Source organism: Winogradskyella flava (assembly GCF_014243395.1).
GTDB lineage: Bacteria > Bacteroidota > Bacteroidia > Flavobacteriales > Flavobacteriaceae > Winogradskyella > Winogradskyella flava.
Window position 1 is genome coordinate 1,616,538 of the sequence record NZ_JACLCP010000001.1, and the last position, 22,809, is coordinate 1,639,346.

Sequence of the window (22,809 nt, forward strand, 5' to 3'; positions counted from 1 at the left end):
ATGCATAACATCAGCAACATAAAGTTATTGAACATACCTAAAGTGCACGATGAACGCGGTTCACTTGCTGTTATTGAAAAAGAAGTACTTCCTTTTGATATAAAGCGCATATATTATTTATATGATGTACCAAGTGATAGTTATAGAGGTGGTCATGCACATAGAGAACAAGAATCAGTTATAATAGCACTTAGTGGTAGTTTTGAGGTCACCATAGACAATGGTAAGTCTAGGGAACGCATAATGTTAAATAAGCCTACTCAAGGTTTGTATATTCCGACCCATACTTGGAGAGAAATTGATAATTTCTCATCCGGTTCAGTATGTTTGGTTTTGGCCTCAACGGAGTATAACGAAGATGAATATATTAGAGATTACAAAACCTTTGTAAATCAGCTTTTGGGGTAATATAGTTTCTCTCCTTTCAAGGACTTAATGTTTAACAGAAGTTTTATCAGCCATTTAGGAGATTTTAAGAGTAGTTTTTGTTTTAAAACTAAATGGTTTTCATCGAGACTGTTTTTATAATAGTCAAAGCTTTGTTGGTCGTTATTTAATTTGCTAAGTATTGCTAGAGGAAAACGATTTCTATCAACATAGATTTTTAATGACTTATTTTCTTGCTCTTCATTTAGGTATTTATCAAATTTAGGTTTTGCTCCAACGTTAAAAGTTGTATTACTCAGACTTTTTGCAACAAATCTGTAATAAGCTAAAATTTTGTCTATAAAAACGATATCATAATTTAAGCCAATTCTAATCCATAAATCCGTATCCTGACCAGATTTTATGTCAGGGTCAAAGTATCCAGTGATCTCTATGATTTGTTTTTTAAAAACAATACTTGAGCTGGTTAAAATGGTGTGATCCAAACTAGATTCAAAAAAATTATGTATTGAGGTCATTTTATTTTGCCTAAAACTATAACTCGCTGGGACAATTTTTTTAGAATATTTGTGCGCTACTGCTGTTGTAAAAATTGAATATTCAGGATATGCTGATATGGCATGATGAATGTATTTTAGATAATCTTTATCCCATTCGTCATCGCCATCTAATAGAGCAATGTAGTTACATTTAGCTTCTTTTATGCCTCTATTTCTAGCTAAAGAAGCACCTTGGTTAGACGCGGAAATTAGTCGAATACGCTTATCCTCAATAGATTCAATGACTGTCTTGCTATTATCAGTAGAGCCATCATTGATAATAATAACTTCAAAATCCTGAAACGATTGCTGTAATACACTATTTAAGGTCTCTTTTATAAATTCAGCTTTGTTATATACAGTTACTACAACTGAAAAAAATGGAGTCATTTTTGTTAAAAGGTTAATGAGCTAAGGTAACCTAATTTATAAAATTGTAGTAACTTAATATTGGGTTTGGTGCTTAGCAGTTGTTTTGTCAAAGGTTTCTTAAAAATAAAAAACGTAGTTGCTATGATTTTTCTAAGATGAAGTTCTTTTATTTTCTCAAAAAGCTTCAAAAGGCTATTTTCGGTATTTCTAATATGTTCGTGATTATAAAGTTCATAGAGTCTCTGAGTAGCAATTTCCGTCTTTTTTAAAAATTCAGCATTTTTATCTAGTCCTTTATGAATTGCAGAGTTATCTATATGATAGATGTTTGATTTATGGGACTTCATTAAAGCTCCAAAAAAGAGGTCGTAGCCATAGCCATCATTATTGATTTGAGAACATATCTTTAGGAAGATATTTTTTTTAATCAAAAAATTCGAAGAAACTATATGCTTGTATGGATGTTTATTTCGTTTTTTAGCTTCGATTTGCTCATATTTCCTACCATATTTCCAGCGTAAAATATATTCACTTTCAGGTGTTTCAGAATCATAACAAATTCCCCCATAGATGGCTTCATAGTTATTTTTTTTTATGATTTCAAAATATCTTTCGATGAAGTCTTTGCTTTCGGGAATAACGTCTGCATCTAAAAAAAGCAACCAATCGTATTTTGCTTTTTGAGCTAATGACTTGCGCGAAGTAATGCGTCCTTTATTCTCTACTGAAATGAGATGATTCGCATTTTCAATAGATTTACAAATAGCCTTATTTTCCTGCGAGTATAGTACTGAACCGTCTTCCCAGCACAGTATTTCATAATCGAAATCAATAATTTCAAAAGCATTGTCCAATGAAATTAAAAGATTTTTAATTTTATAATTATAAACAGGAATGAGTATCGATAGCATGGTATTTATACAATTAGCTCTTGCGTTGTACTACCTCGAAGACCTTATTTTCATCACATTTTAAAGTCTTGCTTGGGTATTTCAAAAGTAACGCATAATCGTGGGTTGCCATTAATATGGTATTGCCGTTTTTATTTATGTCTTGCAGCACCTCCATAACTTCAATACTGGTCTGAGGATCTAGATTTCCTGTCGGCTCATCGGCTAAGATGAGTTCTGGATCGTTTAGCAAAGCCCTTGCGATAGCGATACGCTGTTGTTCTCCACCAGAAAGCTCATGAGGATATTTAAAGCCTGTAGTTTTCATGCCTACTTTATCCAATACGGTTTCAATGCGCTCATTTATGTTATCCTTATCTTGCCAGCCGGTGGCTTTAAGAACAAATTCAAGATTACCATTAATGGTTCGGTCTGGTAGTAACTTGAAATCCTGAAAAACAATACCCAACTTTCTGCGTAAAAAAGGAATATCGTTTTCTTTCATCGTCCTAAGATTAAAATCCACTACGGTGCCTTCCCCTTCATTGAGTTCTAAGTCACCATAAAGCGTTTTCATAAAGCTACTTTTTCCACTTCCTGTTTTACCAATAAGATATACAAAATCACCTTTTTGCATTTCAAAATTCACCTTAGAAAGTACCAAATTGTTACCTTGGTATATCATTGCATCTTTGAGTTGTAAAACCGTTTCGGACATATTTTGGCTTAAATTTTGATTAGCGTAAATGTATTATTAATAAAATCAAATATCAAATCAACAATAAATAGTTTAACATCAAAGTTTAATAATTAATACATGGACTTTTAACATTTAATAAATCCGTTTATAATTATACATAATTTCTACCGTTATAGATTTTGTATTGAATTATATTTGAATAGAAAGAATCATCAATAAATAATAATCAAAAAACGACTAAAATGCTACTTCTCAAAAGACAAATCATTATCGTTTTTTTCGCTTTTACTTGTTTGGGTTTTACACAAAATTCGGCAGTGTATACAAGCGATTTAAAAGACTACCAGAAAGCATTGACCTTATATAATAACAAACAGTATAAAGCTGCCCAATCTCTGTTTGATGATATTAAGTACAACACGGACGATGCTGTTATAAAGTCAGATTGCTCTTATTATATTGCAAATTGCGCTGTGCGTTTAAATCAAAATAATGCAGACGATTTAATTACGGAATTTGTTGAAGAATATCCAACGAGTACCAAGCGTAATACAGCATTCTTGGACGTTGCGGATTATTATTTTGAAAATTCCAAATATGCTTATGCACGTAAATGGTATCAGAAAGTAGATGAACTAAGTATCTCGCGTTCTGAGCGGGATCGATTCAACTTTAATTATGGATATAGCCTTTATGCCACTAAGAGTAAAACTCAGGCGACTAAGTATTTAAATCGTGTAGTAAATTCTAAGGAATATGGTTCTCAAGCCAAATATTATATTGGTTATATGGCTTATGAAGGTGATGATTATGATACGGCAAATGAGTATTTCGATCAAGTAAGCGATAATGAAAAGTACAAGGAGAAGCTCTCTTATTATCAGGCGGATTTAAACTTCAAATTAGGAAAATTTGAAAAGGCTATTGAGCTTGCAAAGGAACAATTACCAAATGTAAGAGGCGAAGAGGAATCAGAACTATCCAAAATCATTGGTGAAAGTTATTTTAACCTAGAGCAATACGCCGAAGCATTGCCATATTTAAAGGTCTATGAAGGTAAACGTGGCAAATGGAATAATACCGATTACTATCAGCTAGGCTATACATACTACAAGCAAAATGATTTTGAATCTGCGATTTCAGAGTTCAATAAAATCATTGATGGCAACAATGCAGTAGCCCAAAATGCATATTACCATTTGGGTGAAAGCTATATCAATTTAGATAAGAAGCAGGAAGCTTTAAATGCTTTTAGGAATGCCTCGGAAATGGATTATGATTTAAAAATCCAAGAAGATGCATGGTTAAACTATGCTAAGATCAGTTATGAGATTGGTAATCCATATCAGTCTGTTCCACAAGTATTAGCTGGTTATTTAGATAAATATCCAGAAACGAGTTATAAAGAGGAAATTGAAACATTGTTAATCGATTCCTACATCACGTCCAAAAACTATAAAGAAGCACTAGAACTCCTAAAAGGAATGAATAGTTTTGAAAATAAGGTGGCTTATCAAAAAGTAGCATTTTTAAGAGGCATTGAACTCTACAATGAAACACGATATAACGAAGCTTTGGATTTATTCAATAGTTCGTTACAGGAGCCAAGAGACCCAGTTTTTGTTGCAAAAGCTACATTTTGGAAAGCAGAAACAGAATACAACTTAACGAATTATAATGATGCGCTGATTGGCTTTAAGCAATTTGATGGTATGGGAGAATCTTCAAGTTTACCGGAAAGCGACAATTTGGGTTATAATTTGGCTTATACCTACTTTAAATTGAAGGATTACAGCAATGCTTCTAAATATTTTCAGAAATTTATAGATAAAAACTCTAGCGACAGATCACGAAGAAACGATGCCTATTTAAGGTTGGCTGATGGTTATTTTGTATCGAGTAAATATCAAAGTGCTATAAATGCTTACGATAAGGCAATTCAAATCAATGAGATTGAAACGGATTATGCTGCTTTTCAGAAAGCAATGAGTCAAGGCTATTTGGGAAAAAGCACCAAAAAGATTTCTGAGCTATCTACGTTTATAGAGGGCTATCCAAAATCAGCTTTAAGAGATGATGCCATGTATGAGTTAGCAAATTCTTATGTTAAGTCTGGTGATTCTGATAAAGCTATGCAAATGTACGATCGTTTGAATTCCGAATATAGACGAAGCGCATTTACATCAAAAGCATTGTTGCGTCAAGGCTTAGTCTACTATAATGCAAGTGATAATGAGCTTGCCTTAGCCAAATTTAAAAAAGTAGCCAAGGATTTTCCTGGTTCTGGTGAAGCGGTTCAAGCCGTGTCTACAGCACGTTTAATTTATATAGATTTAGGACGAGTAGACGAGTATGCACGTTGGGTAAAATCATTGGATTATGTTGAGGTCACAGATGTTGAGTTGGATAACACTATGTATTTAGCAGCTGAAAAGCCATATTTAGACAATGATACCGATAACGCCATAAGGCAGTTCAATAAATATCTAAATCAATTCCCGAATGGTATTCATGCTTTAAAATCGCACTTCTATCTAGCGCAGTTATATTACAAAAAAGATTTGTTCGAAAATGCACAACCACATTACCAATATGTAGTTGAAGCCTCAAAAAGTGAATATACAGAGCAGGCCATGGTACGGCTATGTGAAATCTATTTGACAGATTCTAATTGGTCTAAAGCGATTCCAGTTTTAAAAACTTTAGAAACGGAAGCCGATTATCCTCAAAATGTTCTGTATGCGCAATCGAATTTAATGAATGCGTACTATCAAACAGAAGATTTCGCTTCGGCGGAAAGTTATGCTGAAAAAGTGTTAGCGAATTCAAATTTAGATAACAAAGTAAAAAGCGATGCTAAGATTATCATTGCGCGTTCCGCTATAAAAACCGGAAACGAGGCTAGAGCAAAAGATGCTTATGCAGATGTAGAGAAGATTGCAACAGGAGGTGTCGCTGCTGAAGCGTTGTACTACAATGGCTATTTTAAAAATAAGGAAGGTAAGTATAAAGCTTCCAATGTAACCATTCAAAAATTAGCTAAAGACTACAGTAGCTATAAATATTACAGCGCAAAAGGGCTAGTTGTAATGGCAAAGAACTTCTATGCTTTGGGAGACGCCTTTCAAGCGACGTATATTTTGGAAAGTGTAATTTCTAATTTCCCAGATTTTGACGATGTAGTCCAAGAGGCAAAATTTGAACTTAATAAAATAAAAGCAGAAGAAGCAAAAACAAATTCATCAATCGAAACAGACGACAACTAGAACTGGACACTGAGGCTCTCGAAGTGTCGTTTAAGTGCAATCAAAATATATAAAATGAAAATCAAGTTTTTAATCTTTATAATCACCATATCAAGTAGTCTGTCTTTTACATTCGCTCAAGAGCGCACCAAAGACACTATTGATGATCAAGTTGTAAATGTTGTAAAGCCATATACACCAACAATTTCGGATGCCTTTAAAATTAAGGATACACCAAAATTGAGCGATTCCAATATGGTAAAGAAAAAAGAAGTCAAGTATAATATATTTTCAATTCCAGTGGCATCAACATTCACACCAGCAAAAGGTAAAGCAGCAAAGGTGGATAAGGCGAAGCCTGTATACCTATATGATAATTATGCCTCTTTAGGTGTTGGAACATATACGACAATATTGGGTGAGGTTTATCTTAACCACGAATTAAGTAATACCGAAAATGTAGGTGGTTATTTCAGCCATCACTCTTCAGGAGGAGGCATTGATGGATTATTGTTAGATGACAGCTTTGCAAAAACAGGTTTAAACGCGTACTACTCTCAAAAATTAAGAGATTTCTCATGGAAAGTGAATGGAGGTTTTGACATAATGACCTATAATTGGTATGGTTTGCCTGAAGATTTCTTTTCTGAAGCTCCAGTTGATCAAAACGATACCAGGCACACGTTTAGCGGTTTCCATCTTGGAGGTAAGCTAAAGTTTGATGATGCTATCATTAAAGATGGAAGCGTACGTTTTAGGCGTTTTGGAGATGATTATGACTCAGGTGAAAATCGATTTGTTGCAACAACAAGTTTTGATGTGCCTGTACAAGGTGAGGAAATCAGTACAGAGTTTTATATAGACTACATTGGTGGTAGTTTTGATAATGGTTTTAGCTCTCCAGATGAAATTAAATATGGAAATGTCACATTTGGCTTATCACCATCATTTCAATTAAAACAAGATGATCTAACCGTTAATTTAGGTTTGAGATTAGTGTATCTAAATGATACGGAGTTTAGTGATAACCAATTCTTTATTTATCCAAATATTGAAGCGACTTATCGTTTAGTTGATGAAATTTTAATTGCCTATGGTGGTATTACAGGACAACTGCAGCAAAACTCTTATTACGATTTTGCCAATGAGAATCCATTTGTGTCACCAACACTGTTTGTGGTCCCGACTGATCAACGTTTCAATGGTTTTATAGGACTAAAAGGAAAGCTATCTAACAACGTAAGCTATAATATTAAGGGTAATTATTATTCTGAAGGCAATAAAGCGCTTTTTAAGGCGAATAATATTAACAGTGAGCCCTTTGGTGATAGAGATGATATTAATTATCAATTTGGAAATTCATTTGGCGTAGTGTACGACGACGTTAATACCTTTTCAGTTGGAGGTGAATTAAATATTGATGTCAATAGGAATTTCACACTTGGATTTAAAGGTGAGTATTTCAGTTATAATACAGATGAACAATCCGAAGCATGGAACTTACCAGATGTTACGGGATCTATTTTTATGGATGTTCAGATTACTGAGAAATGGTTTGCTGGTGCAAGTGCCTTTTATGTCGGTGAGCGAAAAGACCAACAAGAACGAATAGGTCCATTTGTTAATCCCAATCCTCCGATAACAACCACTTTGGAAAGTTATTTTGATGCTAACGCACATGTAGGCTATAAGGTCAATGACCAATTATCGGTTTTTGCTAAGGTTAATAATATGCTGAACCAAGATTATGAGCGCTATTTAAATTTCCCTGTTCAAGGGATACAAGCCTTGGCAGGTGCAACCTATCAATTTGATTTTTGACGCGAAGCGTCATCCTGAACGGAGGCTGAGGTTCTCGAAATCTGCACAGGATCTCATGACTTATCGTCGTTGTGAGGAACTTGTGACAAAGCAATCTCTTTCTTTTTAGTTATAATTTAAAGCGTTTTAATTCGAAACGCTTTTCTTATTTTTACATTTATTGTCACTTCGAGTGGTTTTACCATTTACAGAATCGTAACTAGTAGTCATTTTAATCTTACTCAAAACATGAAAAAATTATTACCAATTTTAGCTCTTATCACAATGCTTTCTTGCCAAAACGAAAAGCAAGAAGCAGATACCATAGTTGTCAATGCCAATATTTATACGGTAGATAAAGATTTTAGTAAATCAGAAGCCTTTGCTGTTAAAGATGGTAAAATCATAGAAGTTGGTACTACGAGTGCTATTGAAAAGAAGTATAGCGCAGCAGATACTATAAATGCCAATGGACATACAATTGTTCCAGGATTAATCGATGCCCATTGTCATTTCCTGGGGCTAGGTTTTAATCAGCAAGCTGTAGATTTGGTCGGGACAGAAAGTTTTGAAGAGGTTGTGAAGCGTGTTATAGATTTTCAAAATAAGTACAAGCGAGACTTCATTGTTGGCAGAGGTTGGGATCAAAACGATTGGGAAGATAAAGAGTTTCCAAATAAGACGTTATTAGACAAGCTATTTCCAGATACGCCAATCGCTTTAACCCGTGTTGATGGACATGCGATACTTTGCAACCAAGCAGCTTTGGATTTAGGAAAAGTAACAGCTAAAAGCAAAGTAGATGGAGGAGAAGTCGTTCTTGAAAATGGTGAACTTACAGGTGTTTTAGTGGATAATGCCGAAAATCTAGTGATGAATTATTGGCCTAAGCCAAATAGAAAGGACATGGTAGAGGCGCTGATGGCAGCCCAAGATATTTGTTTTGATTTAGGATTAACAACAGTTGATGATGCAGGCCTTGGACAAGACGCTATAGAAATTATTGACAGCCTTCAAAAGGCTGGAGACTTAAAGATGCGTGTGTATGCTATGGTATCCTATTCGCCAAAGAATATGGATTACTTTTTAGATAAAGGCATTATAAAAACAGAGCATTTAAATGTGCGTTCATTTAAATTTTATGCAGATGGCGCTTTGGGTTCCAGAGGTGCAATGTTAAAAGAACCCTATAGTGATAAACCAGGGCATTTAGGATTATTAGTAACGGATTTGGAAACCTTAGGAAAGGCTGCTGAACGCATTGCAAATTCGGACTACCAGATGAATACGCATGCTATTGGTGATTCGGCCAATTATGCAGTTTTAAAAACATATAACAAAGTTTTAGAGGGCAAAAGCGATAGAAGATGGCGCGTAGAACATGCTCAAGTCGTATCTCAAGAAGATTTTGATTTATATAAAAATGTATTCCCATCTATACAGCCAACGCATGCAACTAGTGATATGTATTGGGCAAAGGATAGGGTAGGTGAAGAACGTGTGAAAGGTGCTTATGCCTACAAACAATTATTAGAAGCCTATGGTAAAGTCGCCTTGGGAACTGATTTTCCTGTGGAGCGTGTGAGTCCATTTCTAACTTTTTATGCCGCAGTGGCAAGACAGGATTTGAAACAATATCCTGAAGGAGGCTTTCAAATGGAAAATGCACTAACTAGGCAAGAAACCTTAAAAGGAATGACCATTTGGGCAGCCCATTCCAATTTTGAAGAAAACGAAAAGGGCAGTATCGAAGTCGGGAAATTTGCGGATTTTATTGTTTTAGATAAAGATATTATGACAGTTGATGTTAATGAGATTCCAAATATTAAGGTGTTAAAAACTGTTGTTGGAGGTGATGAAGTACAGTAAAATTCCTGAGAAAGCAAGAATCTCCTTTTTGTCATCCTAAACGGAGGCTGAGGTTCTCGAAGCCTGTTTAGGATTTTATAATTTTTAAAATGAAGAATTTATTTTGTTTTGTGTTTTTTATTGCGTCAATAGCTAGCTTTTCTCAAGAGTTGATTGTTGCAAAACATTAGAGGATGTACAAAAATCACTTCATGGTAATTGGGAAATAAAAGATTCTATAAGTAACATTTATTATAATATATGGTTTAAAGGTAAGGTTGGAGGATTTGATGAATTAGAAAGGACAGCTGAGGAAAGACAGATAAATTTTGTTTCATGTCAGCCAGCTATTGAGATTTTGAAAACTGACAAAGGATTCGAAATCTATTTCGTTGAATTGATAAGTAGTTATAAAGAAAGGATATTACAATTGAATAAGAATAGCTTCGTAATTACAAATGGAGATTCTAAAATTGAATATGTACGAGTCAAAGAATGATTAAAGATTTACCCTCGCCAAATAATCAAAATGCCCTCCATCTGTAATCTTTTCACAATGCAGTCCAACGGTTTGACAAGCAGTTTTTAAGGTTTCAAAATCGAGATAGAGCCATTTTATGGGTACTTCTTCTTCACCTTTGTAGCTTAGATAATAATCGAGTTCTCCATAATAATTAGCGTTGATGTCTAGCCAATAACCACCATCTTCAACTTCATACATGTATTTGATATCGGATGAGTCAATAAGTATTTGACCATTCAGTTTTAGTAATGATTTTAGATGTGTCAAGTATTTCGGAACTTGAGTTAGTTCTTGAAAAATACCAGTACCATTCATTAACACCAAAATGGTATCAAAGATCTCGGTTTCCTCTAAAAGTGATTTCAATTCGGCATTTATAACACCTCTTTTTTTCGATACGGAAACAGAACCCTTAGAACTATCTATAGCTTTTACCTGAAATCCTTTTTCTTGGAGCCACAAACTATGGCTTCCAGCTCCACAACCAACATCAAGAATTTTACCCTTGCAAAGTTGCAGAGCTTTTTGCTCTAGCTTTGGCATTTTAGCATAATCCCTAAACAAATAAGGAAGTGGCAGGGTGTCTTCATCAGAGATATTAGTAGATGTTATAATATCCTCTGTGTAATTCCCGTTTTGATAATCCAACAACGCTTTTCCGAAAATGTCCTTACTCATAATATTTGTCAGTTCGAGTGATTCCGATTTATCAAAATTGTATCGAGAACTTTAGTTAAATTTGTGTTATGCACGAACAAATCAATAATTTGCCTAAGCGCGCCAAAGATAAGCATAAGGAAAACAAAACCTTTTTCACTAAGCTCAAAAGAAAACCTCCAAAGCAGCTAGATTATATAATGCAGGAATTACACGAGGAAGAATTTGAGCGTACGGATTGTTTAGATTGTGCTAATTGTTGTAAGACCACTGGGCCTTTGTTCACTAACAAGGATATTCAGCGTATTGCTAAGTCTTTTAAAATGAAAGAACAGGAATTTATCGAGCAATATTTAAGGTTAGATGAAGATAATGACTATGTGCTGCAATCAGTGCCATGCGTATTTTTAGGTACCGATAATTACTGTTCGATTTATGATATTAGACCAAAAGCATGTAGGGAATTTCCGCATACGGACAGAAAGAAATTTCAACAAATTTCTAATTTGACTTTAAAAAATACAGCTATTTGTCCCGCTGCATTTAATATTGTTGAGGAAATGAAAAGGCAAATTCAGCTTTAATTGTTAGTTTCGGAATAATTATTGATACAATTGAGAATAAAAAATAAAATGAAAGGCCACCTCGTAAAACTAATTTTCCTTGTATTTGCTATTAATTTATCCACGGCTCAAGAATGGATGACAGATTTAAAAATAGCCCAAAAGTTAGCCTTGGTTCAGAATAAAATGGTACTTATGGTTTGGGAGGGAACCACGGAATATCCTTATCCTGTTTTCGTAAATAACGAAAAGGGAAGAAAGATTTATGTAGATAATCTATTTTTAGATGAGAATTTAAGTCCTTTGATATGGGAATACTTTGTACCTGTAATTGTCAGTGAAAATAAATATGGTGTTTATTATTCTGAAATTAAAGGTAAACGAAGCCGAAACTATATCGAAAAATTCAATGATAATTCCATAAAAATCATGGATGTTAATGGTAATATTTTAAATACATCCGATATTTATTTGGAAGATTTGGAGAATATATCCACCATTATCAAAAAATATGCTTTGGATACTGAATTTTTAGCTCCAGAATTAAGGGGGTATCAAACCCAAAAAGATTTCTATTCTGCTTATTATTTGGCCTCTAAATACATGGATTTTTCACTATATGGAAAGGAAAAATTAAGACCAGATCTTTTAAAGTTGGCAAAAATTTATATTGATGAAGCTAGGTCATTTGCTAAGGCTGAATCCAAAGAAGATCAGTCAGTTTTAGCCCAGAGATGTAATTTATTGGAGATAAATCAATACTTACTGCTAAAACGTCCAAAAAAAGTGCTGAGGCTCTTGGAAAAAATGGATGCTTATAAGATTGACAATGCTAATACTTCATTTATTGCCTATTTATACTATACAGCCTACATGAGTTCAAAAAGGCTGGAGGATGCGGAATCATGGAAATCTAAAATATCTTCAGTAAATTTGAAAAAAGCACAAGTGATTATCAACCTCAATTCTTAAGCCTTGGAAACTCTTGTTAATTATTTTGAAACTATACCATCATCGCATCGCAGCCTTATATTAGTTGGTGGTCTAACATTTTTTTGGTTGTTGGAAAGTGGCTTGCCTCTATTTAAGTTTAAGTATAATAAATGGCAGCATGCGTTACCTAATTTGTTTTTTACTATGACCACAATTGTCATAAATTTTGCATTGGCATTTTTGTTGTTAGGTACTGCAGATTGGGTCAAGGCAAATGATTTTGGGATTATAAACTGGTTGCCAACAATGCCTTTGTGGCTTTATGTGTTGTTAGGTGTTCTATTTCTTGATTTTTTTGGTGCTTATTTAGCACATTTTGTGGAGCATAAAGTAAAACCGCTTTGGATGGTGCATTTGGTGCATCATACAGACCATAAGGTAGATACGACAACAGCAAACAGACATCATCCAATTGAGAGTTTAATCCGATTTTCGTTTACACTATTGGGTGTGTTTGTAGTTGGTACGCCAATTGCCATCGTTATGTTATATCAGGCCATGTCATTAATTTTCACACAGTTTACCCATGCTAATCTCAAGATGTCAAAACGTTTAGATAGAGTATTGAGCTATGTTCTTGTATCACCAGATATGCATAAAATCCATCATCACTACAGGTTGCCTTATACAGACTCTAACTATGGTAATATCTTCAGTATTTGGGATCGTATCTTTGGAACCTATATGTACATGGGCCGTGAAAAGTTAGTATATGGCGTGGATGTATTTCCAGATGAAAAAAAGAATACGAATATTGGTGAATTATTAAAGCAGCCCTTTCAGAAGTATGAAAAACCTACCCTTTCTTCTGATATTGACGAATAGACTATTTCTACTTTTTCATTGTTATTTGAATGCGTCGCAATTCTGAAAAACAAATAGAGGTCCAAGGACACCGAGGCTGCAGAGGTTTACTGCCTGAGAACTCCTTACCAGCTTTCGAAAAAGCCATTGATCTTGGTGTGCATACCTTAGAATTAGATATTGCTATCACAAAAGATAGCGAAGTCGTGGTTTCTCACGAACCTTTTATGAGTAGAACCATTTGTTTTAATCCAGACGGTAATGAAATTCCAGAAACGATGGATATGAAACACAATCTTTATGAGATGACCCATGAAGAGATTAAACGGTTTGATTGTGGTTCTAAATTTCACATTTCATATCCTGATCAGGAAAAATTAAAAACATATAAACCACTGCTTAAAGAAGTTTTTGATTTAGCTAAAAAGAAAAATCCTAGGGTTAAGTTCAATATCGAGATTAAGTCAAAACCAGAGTATTACGGAATTTACACGCCTTGGCCAAATCAATATGTAGAAATAGTTGTGAATGAAATTATTGAAAGCGGAATGTTTGACCAAGTAAATCTGCAGTCTTTCGATCTAGCCATCCTTGAAGAAATTAAGCGACAATCAGCTAAAATGAAAGTTGCTTTATTAATCGATGAAGATGAAAGCATCAGTAACAAGTTAGAGGCATTATCATACAAGCCAGAAATTATAAGCCCGTATTACAAGTTACTTAGCCAAGCGAAAGTTAGCGCTTATCAAGCCAAAGATTTTCAGATTATTCCTTGGACCATTAATCAAAAAGAAGGCCTGAAACAAATGATAGACTGGAGAGTAGATGGAATCATCACAGATTACCCAAACTTGCTTATCGAAATACTTTCAAAATAAAGTTTTCAACATATTTATTAACATAAATTGTCGTTCTTCTAATTTTTGTGTAGATGATAGGATTTTTATAGTCTATTATCTGAAACCGCTTATGTTTGCCTTGGATTGATTAATTATTGTTGAGATAAACAAACACATGTTTAACTTCATACTATAATGTCTTGAAAAATCTAATCCGTATTTTCCTCCTCGTTATACTAATCTTCTTATTAAGCTTTACATTGCAAGCTCAAGAGCATTATGCCAAATTAGAAAAGAACAAGAATATTCAAGCTAAAGGACTAATCCATAAGCTGAATGAAACCAGAGATACTTTAATACTTCAAAGTGATACAAAAATAAACTATCTATATGCTATAAATAAAGACTATGGGCGAGATTTTGATGTTTATATAGATACGACACATTATAGATTACCATTAAATAAACTACCACAAGGGAAACACGTTTTAGTGGCTGTGCAATCACCTAAACGTATTGTTTTTGTGGTAAGAATCTTGAAGGATATCCCAAAGGAAAAGCCTTTACAGATAGAGTCTGATGAAGTAGTTGCCATAGAACCTAGAGTGCTTCCGGTCTCAAGTAATAATTAATCATAAATTAAATACTTTGCTCTGGTTTTTTTGTAAGCAGCTAGATCTTTTTGCCAAGATGATTTAATGTTTTCTTCTGCCACACCATTTTCTATTTGCTTTTGCAGCTTTGCTGTACCAGCGTGCGAGGTAAAATTGTTAGTGTCGAAAAATTTTGAAGTGTCAGTTGAATTATTATAGGCGTCAATAATGTATTTTAAAGTAAACGATCTTTGAGCTTCGATGGTTGATAAATCAACACCATAGCAAATTTCTCCTTTATGCTTTGGATACTTGGCTCCAAAATTTGACTCTGGAGTATAGTTAAATGTGTAGTGCTTGGCATCTAAAAATGGTGCACCATAGCGTTGAAACTGAAATTCAGTGCCTCTGCCAGCATTAACTGTTGTCCCTTCAAACAAACCCAAACTTGGATATAAGATAATGGACTGATCATTAGGTAAATTCGGAGAAGGTCTAATAGGTAAACTATAGGGTTTATTATGATCATAATTTTCATTTTCAATAACGGTAATGTTGCAAGCAATGCCATTTTTTAACCAACGTTCACCATTGATCATTGTTGCATATTCACCTATAGTCATACCGTGTACAAGTGGGATAGGGTGCATCCCCAAAAAACTACTGTTTTCGACTTCTAAAACAGGGCCATCGACATAGGACCCATTTGGATTTGGACGATCCAAAATAAGTAATGGGACATTATTCTCTGCGCAAGCTTCCATGACATAATGTAATGTAGAAATGTAAGTGTAAAAACGCACACCAACATCTTGAATATCAAAAACCACTATATCTAAATTTTCTAAATGCTGTTTTGTCGGTTTTTTATGCTTGCCGTGAAGTGAAAATATTGGCAATTTTGTTCGCTTGTCTATACCATCTTTCACATCTTCGCCAGCATCTGCAGTGCCTCTGAAGCCATGTTCTGGTGCGAATACTTTTTTAATGTTAATTTCTAAACTTAGGAGAGAATCAACCAAGTGTTCTTTTAATTGTACCGACGTTTCGAATGGTTTATGTTGCCCTGAAAGATCTTTTGGCACCTCTAATTTTAAATTTACTGTTGTTTTAAATATGACACTAGTCTGATTGGCCACAATACCAACACGCTTTCCTCTTAGCATTGGAAGATACTTCTCAATTCGATTGGCTCCAACAATGATGCTCTTATCATCTTGAACTTGTTTTAGGGCCTCATTCGAAATATTTTCTTCAACTCTATTATTCCGAGATTCCAAGGTCTCGCCTCCAACTTTTTCGGCACAGGATATTGTTATCAAGACTAATAATAAAACTGTATTTTTGAAAACCTTAAAACACATATATAGGTTTGAATTTTGAGTTGTTTGTAGCTAAACGTATTATTGGCAATAAAACGTATAAAAGTAGTGTTTCGGCACCAATTATTAAAATTGGTATTGCCGCAATAGCTATTGGTATCATTGTTATGCTTATTGCTATAGCGACAGGATTAGGCTTGCAACAAAAAATTAGGGATAAGGTTGTAGCCTTCAATGGACATATTGAAATTACAAATTTCGATACTAATGCTTCAGATGAATCTCAAGTACCAATTTCAATCAAACAAGATTTTTATCCTGAATTTAATAATGTCGAGGGCGTAAAGCATATACAAGGCGTAGCTACTAAGTTTGCGGTTATTAGAACTGAAACCGAGTTCGAAGGTATCGTTGTAAAGGGAGTTGGAGCCGATTATAATTGGGATTATTTTGAAGAATTCTTAGTAGATGGTCGTGTGCCTGACTTTTCTGGAAAACGTAATGAAGAAATTCTAATTTCTAATTATTTAGCCAACAGGTTAGGCTTTAATGTAGGTGATAAGTTTCAAACTTTGTTCCCCGATAATCTGAATAAAATACCTCGAATAATCAACTATGAGATCGTAGGGATTTATAATTCAGGTTTTCAGGAATTGGATGAAAAATTCTGTATTGCAGATTTAAGACATATTCAACGTCTAAATAAATGGGATGCTGATCAAATCGGTAGTTTCGAAGTTTTTATTGATGATTTTTCAGATTTAGATGAGGTGTCCTCACAAGTATATCAGGAGACAGGATCTTTTTTTAATGCGACACCAATCACACGAAAATTCTATACCGTTTTTGAATGGATTAAGATTTTTGATTCCAATACCAATATCATAATCGCTATTATGATTATTGTTGCAGGTATCAATATGATTACAACATTATTGGTGCTAATTTTAGAACGCACTAACATGATTGGCGTTTTAAAAGCTTTGGGAAGCTCTGATTGGACCATTAGGAAAGTATTTCTTTATAATGCGTCTTATTTAATTGGATTAGGATTACTTTGGGGAAACCTCATAGGATTAGGACTATTATTCGCACAAAAGTATTTTAAATTATTCCCTTTAAATCCCGATACTTACTATGTGAGCGAAGCACCTGTTTACATAAGCTGGGATTATATTTTATTTCTAAACATAGGAACATTTATCGCTTGTTTATTAATGCTCTTGATTCCATCAATAATTATATCCAAGATTTCGCCTGTTAAAGCCATTCGGTTTGATTGATGAATAAACAGGATTTTTAACTTTCTACTTAACACTTTTCATTTAAATTTGCAGCGCAAATTAGATTTATGGATTACTCAGAAAATATATTAGGCACAATAGGCAATACTCCATTGGTAAAGATGAACAAATTGGTAGCAGATTTACCTTGTCTTGTACTTGCCAAATATGAAACTTTTAATCCTGGAAATTCGGTTAAGGACCGCATGGCATTACAGATGATTGAAGATGCTGAGGCTGATGGTCGTTTAAAACCAGGTGGAACTATAATAGAAGGTACTTCGGGAAATACAGGCATGGGTTTGGCATTGGCTGCTATTATTAAAGGCTACAAATGTATTTTTGTAATTAGCGACAAACAGTCCAAAGAAAAAATGGATATACTTAGAGCTGTTGGCGCAGAGGTGGTGGTTTGTCCTACAGATGTAGAGCCAGACGATCCTCGCAGTTACTATTCGGTATCTAAACGCTTAGGAGAAGAAACGCCCAACTCTTGGTATGTTAATCAATATGATAATCCAAGCAATTGTAAAGCCCATTTTAAAACAACTGGTCCAGAAATTTGGGAGCAGACAGATGGGAAAGTCACACATTTTGTAGTTGGTGTAGGCACAGGTGGTACTATTTCTGGAGTAGGAAGCTATCTAAAAATGAAAAACCCTAATATAAAAGTTTGGGGAGTGGATACCTACGGGTCAGTATTTAAAAAATACCATGAAACGGGTGTTTTTGATGAAAACGAAATCTATCCCTATGTCACTGAGGGCATTGGTGAAGATATACTTCCTGCAAATGTTAATTTCGATGTTATTGATGGCTTTACAAAAGTAACAGACAAGGATGCAGCGGTTTACACGCAAAAATTGGCGAAGGAAGAAGGAATGTTCTTAGGTAATTCAGCTGGTGCAGCTATCAAAGGTGTTTTGCAATTAAAAGAACATTTTGGACCAGATGATGTGGTCGTCGTACTATATCATGATCATGGAAGCCGTTATGTGGGTAAGATGTTTAATGACGATTGGATGCGTGGAATGGGTTATATTGAATAAGTGGATAGAAGCTATTTTAAACTAGATAAATTGAATCTTCATAAATTTTATGAAGATTTTTTTATTTTAGAACCATGCAAGAAGACTTTCTTAATTACGTATGGAAACATAGGGCATTTTCTACTTTAGTTCTCAACACAACAAAGGACGAGACTATTGTGATTAACAATCTTGGACAACACAACTACAATGCTGGTCCTGATTTTTTTAATGCACAGTTAAGTATCGACGGTCAGCTTTGGGCTGGTAATGTAGAGATTCATGTTAAATCGTCGGATTGGTACATTCACAACCATGAAATAGATAAAGCCTATGATAATGTTATTTTACATGTAGTTTGGGAACATGACACAGAGGTCTTTAGAAAGGATAATTCTGAAATACCGACACTTGAGTTAAAACACTATGTCGATATAGGTTTACAGGAGAATTATAAAAGATTGATGCAGTCCAAGTCTTGGATCAATTGCGAAAGCGATTTTTCTTCAGTAGGTGACTTTGTCTTTAATAATTGGTTAGAACGTTTGTTTGTTGAACGGCTTGAACGTAAGTCTGAGGATATATCAAAACTATTAAAACAATCCAATAATGATTGGGAGGCGGTTTTGTTCAAGATGCTTCTAAAGAATTTCGGACTAAAGATCAATAGGGATGCGTTTTTTAGTTTGGCAAATTCGGTAGACTATACTGTAGTTCGAAAACTTCAAAATGATGCTCTAGGATTAGAAGCTTTGCTATTTGGTCAAGCTGATTGTCTTGACGATGATATTCAAGACGTCTATTATTTAGATTTAAAACATCGATATCAATTTTTAAAACAGAAGTTTGGACTTGACAACCAAGGTGTTTTGCAATTGCAGTTTTTTAGACTGAGACCACCCAACTTTCCAACCATACGTTTATCTCAATTTGCAAATTTATATACCTTGGAACATCAATTGTTTTCTAAGGTAATTGAAATCAATAAGTTAGATGAATTTCATAAGCTTTTTAGAAAAGGGGTTTCAGAGTTCTGGATGACACATTATACATTTTCAAAAACATCAAAAGTTTCAAAAAAACTATTAACCAAATCGTTTGTAGATTTATTATTAATAAATACTGTAATACCATTAAAATTTTGCTATGCCAAAGCACAAGGTAGAACAATTGATGATGAGTTATTAGAACTTATTAAACAGATAAAGATTGAAAACAACAGCATTGTTAAGAAATTTCTAGACTTAAAAGCAATGCAGAAGACTAGTCTAACGTCGCAAGCTCTGCTGCAATTAAAAGAAGAATACTGTGATAAAAATAAATGCTTACAATGTGCAATGGGTAATCAACTAATCACTAAAAATAAGTAACTTGCGCTTATGAAATGAACCATAGTAAAGTAAGTTGATACCAACCGAAATTCTTATTGGCGAATTCCATTTGACTATTCAAAACAATAATTATTAAAAGATGAATCTGTTCTATACACTCTTGCTATATTTTCAGAAACGCGGTTATTATGTGTGTCAACGCATAGCAGATCGATTGGGTATTAGGGCTAAGATTGTTAGGACATCATTTATGTACTTAACTTTTGTAACAGTTGGCTTTGGTTTTGCGCTATATTTATTTTTAGCATTTTGGATGCGGATTAAAGATATAATTTATACTAAACGTTCTTCAGTTTTCGATTTGTAAAATGAATAATCCTCTCATAAGACTCTTTAGATCAAAAATTTATACTGCAGTTATTTTGCTGTTAATATTGCTATGTATCGGAGTTATTGGCTATAGAGGAATTTCTGGTTTGAGCTGGATAGATTCTGTCTACATGACTGTGATTACTATTACTACTGTCGGTTTTGGAGAAGTGCAACCGTTGGGTGTGCCTGCAAAAATATTCACCATATTTCTGATACTGGCCAGTGTTGTCATATTAGGATATGCACTTTCTATAATTACAGAATATATCCTGAGTAAAAATAATTTAGAAGACTTAAAACAACGTAAGATGCAAAAGGAAATTGAAGCCATGTCTGGCCATATTATTATTTGTGGCTTTGGACGAAATGGTAAACAAGCGGCCAAGAAATTACAAGATTATGGAAAACCTTATGTCATTGTTGAGCGAAATAAGGACATAATAGAAAAGCTTCAAGAAGAAGAGATTCCATATGTTTTTGGGAACGCCAACGAAGATGAAACACTTTACTCGGCTGGCATTGAAAACGCAAGTACGCTTATCTCTGCCTTACCAAGTGATGCTGATAATTTGTTTGTTGTATTGTCTGCTAGACAAATCAATGATAAAATGACTATAATAAGCAGAGCCTCTCAAGAGACGTCATATAACAAATTAAAACTCGCCGGAGCCAATAACGTTATTTTACCAGATAGAATTGGTGGAGACCATATGGCTTCGTTAGTTGTGATTCCAGATTTAGTAGAGTTTATTGATAATTTAGGCATCGTAGGAGAGCGAAATATTAATGTTGAAGAAGTTAAAGTAGAGCAACTTTACGATGTTAATGAAGTTAAGACTATAAGAGATTTGGATCTTCGTAAAAAAACGGGTTGTACAGTTATTGGTTTTAAAGATGCTAAAGGTGAATATCTTGTTAACCCAGAAGCTGATACTAAATTAGTGTCTGGCTCAAAAATCATAGTTTTAGGTCGACCAGAACAAATAGAGCGCTTAAATTCTAAATACAATATCGCTTAAGTACTAATTCCATTTTAACGTATAAGGCTTTAAAAACTCATTTTTTTTTAGCATCTTGTCGGCTATAAAAACGAAAACTAACTAATAACTATACTCATGAAGAAATATCTTCTATCATTTTTTACATTACTGCTACCATTATTAAATTTTGCGCAAGAAGCACAAGAAGTTGGTATAGACCAAAAAATCGATCAGGCTTTTGGTGATGCTACTGGCTGGTTTGTAAGGGCTATATTTTATCAAATTGATTTTGGAGGAGGAGTAAGAGTGTTTTGGGTGTTATTTCCATTAATTATTGGTGCGATTTATTTTACAGTCTATTTTAAGTTTATCAACTTTAGAGGTTTTTTCACTTCAGTAAATATTGTTAGAGGTAAATATGACGAGTTAGATCATAGTGAGTCATTAGTTGGTGCTGGTGATTCCACGCCTGGAGGTGATGCCATTGAAACAATCAAAGTCGAAGGGCATGAGGGTGAAGTCTCCCACTTTCAAGCATTAACCGCTGCTTTATCTGCCACCGTAGGTTTAGGAAACATTGCTGGTGTGGCTATTGCAGTTTCTATTGGTGGTGCTGGAGCAACGTTTTGGATGATAATAGCGGGGTTTTTAGGAATGGCTTCAAAGTTCGTAGAGTGTACTTTGGGTGTTAAATATAGAGATATTGAAGCTGATGGAACGGTCTATGGAGGACCAATGTATTACTTGACGAAAGGACTGAAGTCAAAAGGGCTCACAGGATTAGGAAAAGTACTGGCTGTCTTATTTGCCATTTTTGTAATCGGAGGATCGTTTGGTGGAGGAAATATGTTTCAAGTCAACCAAGCATTTCAATTAGTTGAACATATTACTGGTGGAAGTGAATCTTTTTTACACAATAGAGGTTGGTTATTTGGCTTAGTAATGGCTGTTTTTGTTGGTATAGTAATTATTGGAGGTATTAAGAAGATTGCCAAAGTAACTGATAAAATTGTGCCTTTTATGGTTGTGATTTATGTTGCTGCATCCTTATTCGTAATCTTCGCAAATTATGATTTAATTGGAGCTGCTTTTGCGCAAATATGGAATGGAGCATTTAGTCCAGAAGGTATTGCTGGTGGAGCAGTTGGTGTTTTAGTGCAAGGATTTAGACGTGCCGCATTTTCTAACGAGGCAGGTATTGGTTCGGCTTCTATTGCTCATTCAGCTGTTAAGACTAAATATGCAGCTTCTGAAGGTATGGTAGCTTTATTGGAGCCTTTTATAGATACTGTTGTAGTTTGTACAATGACAGCATTAGTGTTGATCATTACAGGTTTTGTAGATCCATTAAATCCACCTGCTAATGACGCTCAAGCGATATTATTGACATCAAGTGCTTTTGCTTCGTCTATTTCTTGGTTCCCTTATGTATTGACGATTGCAGTTGTACTCTTTGCTTTCAGTTCTATGATTTCTTGGTCCTATTATGGTTTTCAAGGCTGGTCTTATCTATTTGGAAGAACACAAAAAGCCGAATACACATATAAGGTGATTTTCTGTATTTTTGTCATTATTGGTGCAGCTGCCAGCCTAAATTCAGTCATAGGATTTTCAGATGCCATGATTTTTGCAATGATGGTACCTAATATGATAGGTTTAGCAATCTTAGCGCCAAAAGTAAAAGAGGAATTGAAAAGATATATGGATGCGATAAAGGCTAGAAAAGCCTAATAAGTATTG

Annotated in this window: 20 protein-coding genes; 15 read left to right on the forward strand and 5 right to left on the reverse strand. The window is 34.4% G+C overall.

Annotated features, from left to right (window positions below; all coding sequences use genetic code 11):
* Positions 1–408, forward strand: coding sequence for a sugar 3,4-ketoisomerase (locus H7F21_RS06970; RefSeq protein ID WP_185788473.1), 408 nt, complete (start codon positions 1–3; stop codon positions 406–408).
* Here H7F21_RS06970 and H7F21_RS06975 read toward each other — a convergent pair.
* The 3 genes from H7F21_RS06975 to H7F21_RS06985 are packed head-to-tail and all read right to left on the reverse strand — an operon-like array spanning position 393 to position 2,906.
* Positions 393–1,316: a glycosyltransferase family 2 protein gene (locus H7F21_RS06975; RefSeq protein ID WP_185788474.1), complete on the reverse strand. Its 924-nt coding sequence runs from the start codon at positions 1,314–1,316 to the stop codon at positions 393–395. The two genes, H7F21_RS06970 and H7F21_RS06975, sit on opposite strands and share 16 nt — an antisense overlap.
* A gap of 5 nt (positions 1,317–1,321) precedes the next feature.
* A complete protein-coding gene (locus H7F21_RS06980) occupies positions 1,322–2,209 on the reverse strand; it encodes a glycosyltransferase family 2 protein (RefSeq protein ID WP_185788475.1) in 888 nt (295 codons plus the stop codon).
* Positions 2,210–2,222: 13 nt separating this feature from the next.
* Positions 2,223–2,906, reverse strand: a complete 684-nt coding sequence (locus tag H7F21_RS06985; RefSeq protein WP_185788476.1) for a cell division ATP-binding protein FtsE — start codon at positions 2,904–2,906, stop codon at positions 2,223–2,225.
* Between the two features lie 224 nt (positions 2,907–3,130).
* Here H7F21_RS06985 and H7F21_RS06990 point away from each other — a divergent pair, with 224 nt between their 5' ends.
* From H7F21_RS06990 to H7F21_RS07000, 3 genes are all read left to right on the forward strand, one after another.
* On the forward strand, positions 3,131–6,154 hold the full coding sequence (locus H7F21_RS06990) for a tetratricopeptide repeat protein (RefSeq protein WP_185788477.1): 3,024 nt from the start codon (positions 3,131–3,133) through the stop codon (positions 6,152–6,154).
* A gap of 54 nt (positions 6,155–6,208) precedes the next feature.
* Positions 6,209–7,954: a TonB-dependent receptor gene (locus H7F21_RS06995; RefSeq protein ID WP_185788478.1), complete on the forward strand. Its 1,746-nt coding sequence runs from the start codon at positions 6,209–6,211 to the stop codon at positions 7,952–7,954.
* A gap of 228 nt (positions 7,955–8,182) precedes the next feature.
* Positions 8,183–9,802: an amidohydrolase gene (locus tag H7F21_RS07000; protein WP_185788479.1), complete on the forward strand. Its 1,620-nt coding sequence runs from the start codon at positions 8,183–8,185 to the stop codon at positions 9,800–9,802.
* 478 nt (positions 9,803–10,280) lie between these two features.
* On the opposite strand, the gene H7F21_RS07005 is transcribed toward H7F21_RS07000, so the two are convergent.
* Positions 10,281–10,982, reverse strand: a complete 702-nt coding sequence (locus tag H7F21_RS07005; RefSeq protein WP_185788480.1) for a class I SAM-dependent methyltransferase — start codon at positions 10,980–10,982, stop codon at positions 10,281–10,283.
* A gap of 68 nt (positions 10,983–11,050) precedes the next feature.
* Between H7F21_RS07005 and H7F21_RS07010 the strand changes: the two genes are divergently transcribed.
* The 5 genes from H7F21_RS07010 to H7F21_RS07030 all read left to right on the forward strand — a co-directional run bounded on the left by H7F21_RS07010 (position 11,051) and on the right by H7F21_RS07030 (position 14,792).
* The gene (locus tag H7F21_RS07010) at positions 11,051–11,545 is read left to right on the forward strand and encodes a YkgJ family cysteine cluster protein (protein ID WP_185788481.1); all 495 of its coding nucleotides are present in this window, start codon (positions 11,051–11,053) and stop codon (positions 11,543–11,545) included.
* A gap of 48 nt (positions 11,546–11,593) precedes the next feature.
* Positions 11,594–12,496, forward strand: a complete 903-nt coding sequence (locus tag H7F21_RS07015) for a hypothetical protein (protein WP_185788482.1) — start codon at positions 11,594–11,596, stop codon at positions 12,494–12,496.
* A gap of 3 nt (positions 12,497–12,499) precedes the next feature.
* Complete coding sequence (locus H7F21_RS07020; protein ID WP_185788483.1) at positions 12,500–13,342, forward strand: sterol desaturase family protein; 843 nt, start codon at positions 12,500–12,502, stop codon at positions 13,340–13,342.
* A gap of 29 nt (positions 13,343–13,371) precedes the next feature.
* On the forward strand, positions 13,372–14,199 hold the full coding sequence (locus H7F21_RS07025; protein WP_185788484.1) for a glycerophosphodiester phosphodiesterase family protein: 828 nt from the start codon (positions 13,372–13,374) through the stop codon (positions 14,197–14,199).
* A 161-nt stretch (positions 14,200–14,360) separates the two neighbouring features.
* Entirely contained in the window at positions 14,361–14,792 is a 432-nt protein-coding gene (locus H7F21_RS07030; protein ID WP_185788485.1) for a hypothetical protein, read from the forward strand.
* On the opposite strand, the gene H7F21_RS07035 is transcribed toward H7F21_RS07030, so the two are convergent.
* On the reverse strand, positions 14,789–16,117 hold the full coding sequence (locus H7F21_RS07035; protein WP_185788486.1) for an exo-beta-N-acetylmuramidase NamZ family protein: 1,329 nt from the start codon (positions 16,115–16,117) through the stop codon (positions 14,789–14,791). The two genes, H7F21_RS07030 and H7F21_RS07035, sit on opposite strands and share 4 nt — an antisense overlap.
* An 8-nt stretch (positions 16,118–16,125) precedes the next feature.
* On the opposite strand from H7F21_RS07035, the gene H7F21_RS07040 reads away from it, so the two are divergent.
* The 6 genes from H7F21_RS07040 (at position 16,126) to H7F21_RS07065 (ending at position 22,800) form a co-directional block, all read left to right on the forward strand.
* The gene (locus H7F21_RS07040) at positions 16,126–17,358 is read left to right on the forward strand and encodes an ABC transporter permease (RefSeq protein WP_185788487.1); all 1,233 of its coding nucleotides are present in this window, start codon (positions 16,126–16,128) and stop codon (positions 17,356–17,358) included.
* A gap of 68 nt (positions 17,359–17,426) precedes the next feature.
* Positions 17,427–18,407: a PLP-dependent cysteine synthase family protein gene (locus H7F21_RS07045; protein ID WP_185788488.1), complete on the forward strand. Its 981-nt coding sequence runs from the start codon at positions 17,427–17,429 to the stop codon at positions 18,405–18,407.
* Between the two features lie 74 nt (positions 18,408–18,481).
* Positions 18,482–19,756, forward strand: coding sequence for a DUF2851 family protein (locus tag H7F21_RS07050; protein WP_185788489.1), 1,275 nt, complete (start codon positions 18,482–18,484; stop codon positions 19,754–19,756).
* A gap of 100 nt (positions 19,757–19,856) precedes the next feature.
* Positions 19,857–20,084 (forward strand): PspC domain-containing protein, encoded by a 228-nt coding sequence (locus H7F21_RS07055; protein WP_185788490.1) that lies wholly within the window; start codon positions 19,857–19,859, stop codon positions 20,082–20,084.
* Between the two features lies 1 nt (position 20,085).
* On the forward strand, positions 20,086–21,108 hold the full coding sequence (locus H7F21_RS07060) for a potassium channel family protein (RefSeq protein ID WP_185788491.1): 1,023 nt from the start codon (positions 20,086–20,088) through the stop codon (positions 21,106–21,108).
* A gap of 96 nt (positions 21,109–21,204) precedes the next feature.
* Complete coding sequence (locus H7F21_RS07065; RefSeq protein WP_185788492.1) at positions 21,205–22,800, forward strand: alanine/glycine:cation symporter family protein; 1,596 nt, start codon at positions 21,205–21,207, stop codon at positions 22,798–22,800.
* Positions 22,801–22,809 lie beyond the last annotated feature (9 nt).

Coding starts and splice junctions, on each gene's coding strand:
- H7F21_RS07015 (WP_185788482.1), top strand. CDS start 11,594: ATGAAAGGCCACCTCGTAAAACTAATTTTCCTTGTATTTGCTATTAAT.
- H7F21_RS06985 (WP_185788476.1), bottom strand. CDS start 2,906: ATGTCCGAAACGGTTTTACAACTCAAAGATGCAATGATATACCAAGGT.
- H7F21_RS07055 (WP_185788490.1), top strand. CDS start 19,857: ATGAATCTGTTCTATACACTCTTGCTATATTTTCAGAAACGCGGTTAT.
- H7F21_RS06995 (WP_185788478.1), top strand. CDS start 6,209: ATGAAAATCAAGTTTTTAATCTTTATAATCACCATATCAAGTAGTCTG.
- H7F21_RS06990 (WP_185788477.1), top strand. CDS start 3,131: ATGCTACTTCTCAAAAGACAAATCATTATCGTTTTTTTCGCTTTTACT.
- H7F21_RS06975 (WP_185788474.1), bottom strand. CDS start 1,316: ATGACTCCATTTTTTTCAGTTGTAGTAACTGTATATAACAAAGCTGAA.
- H7F21_RS07065 (WP_185788492.1), top strand. CDS start 21,205: ATGAAGAAATATCTTCTATCATTTTTTACATTACTGCTACCATTATTA.
- H7F21_RS07050 (WP_185788489.1), top strand. CDS start 18,482: ATGCAAGAAGACTTTCTTAATTACGTATGGAAACATAGGGCATTTTCT.
- H7F21_RS07025 (WP_185788484.1), top strand. CDS start 13,372: ATGCGTCGCAATTCTGAAAAACAAATAGAGGTCCAAGGACACCGAGGC.
- H7F21_RS07060 (WP_185788491.1), top strand. CDS start 20,086: ATGAATAATCCTCTCATAAGACTCTTTAGATCAAAAATTTATACTGCA.
- H7F21_RS06970 (WP_185788473.1), top strand. CDS start 1: ATGCATAACATCAGCAACATAAAGTTATTGAACATACCTAAAGTGCAC.
- H7F21_RS07010 (WP_185788481.1), top strand. CDS start 11,051: ATGCACGAACAAATCAATAATTTGCCTAAGCGCGCCAAAGATAAGCAT.
- H7F21_RS07035 (WP_185788486.1), bottom strand. CDS start 16,117: ATGTGTTTTAAGGTTTTCAAAAATACAGTTTTATTATTAGTCTTGATA.
- H7F21_RS07000 (WP_185788479.1), top strand. CDS start 8,183: ATGAAAAAATTATTACCAATTTTAGCTCTTATCACAATGCTTTCTTGC.
- H7F21_RS07005 (WP_185788480.1), bottom strand. CDS start 10,982: ATGAGTAAGGACATTTTCGGAAAAGCGTTGTTGGATTATCAAAACGGG.
- H7F21_RS07045 (WP_185788488.1), top strand. CDS start 17,427: ATGGATTACTCAGAAAATATATTAGGCACAATAGGCAATACTCCATTG.
- H7F21_RS06980 (WP_185788475.1), bottom strand. CDS start 2,209: ATGCTATCGATACTCATTCCTGTTTATAATTATAAAATTAAAAATCTT.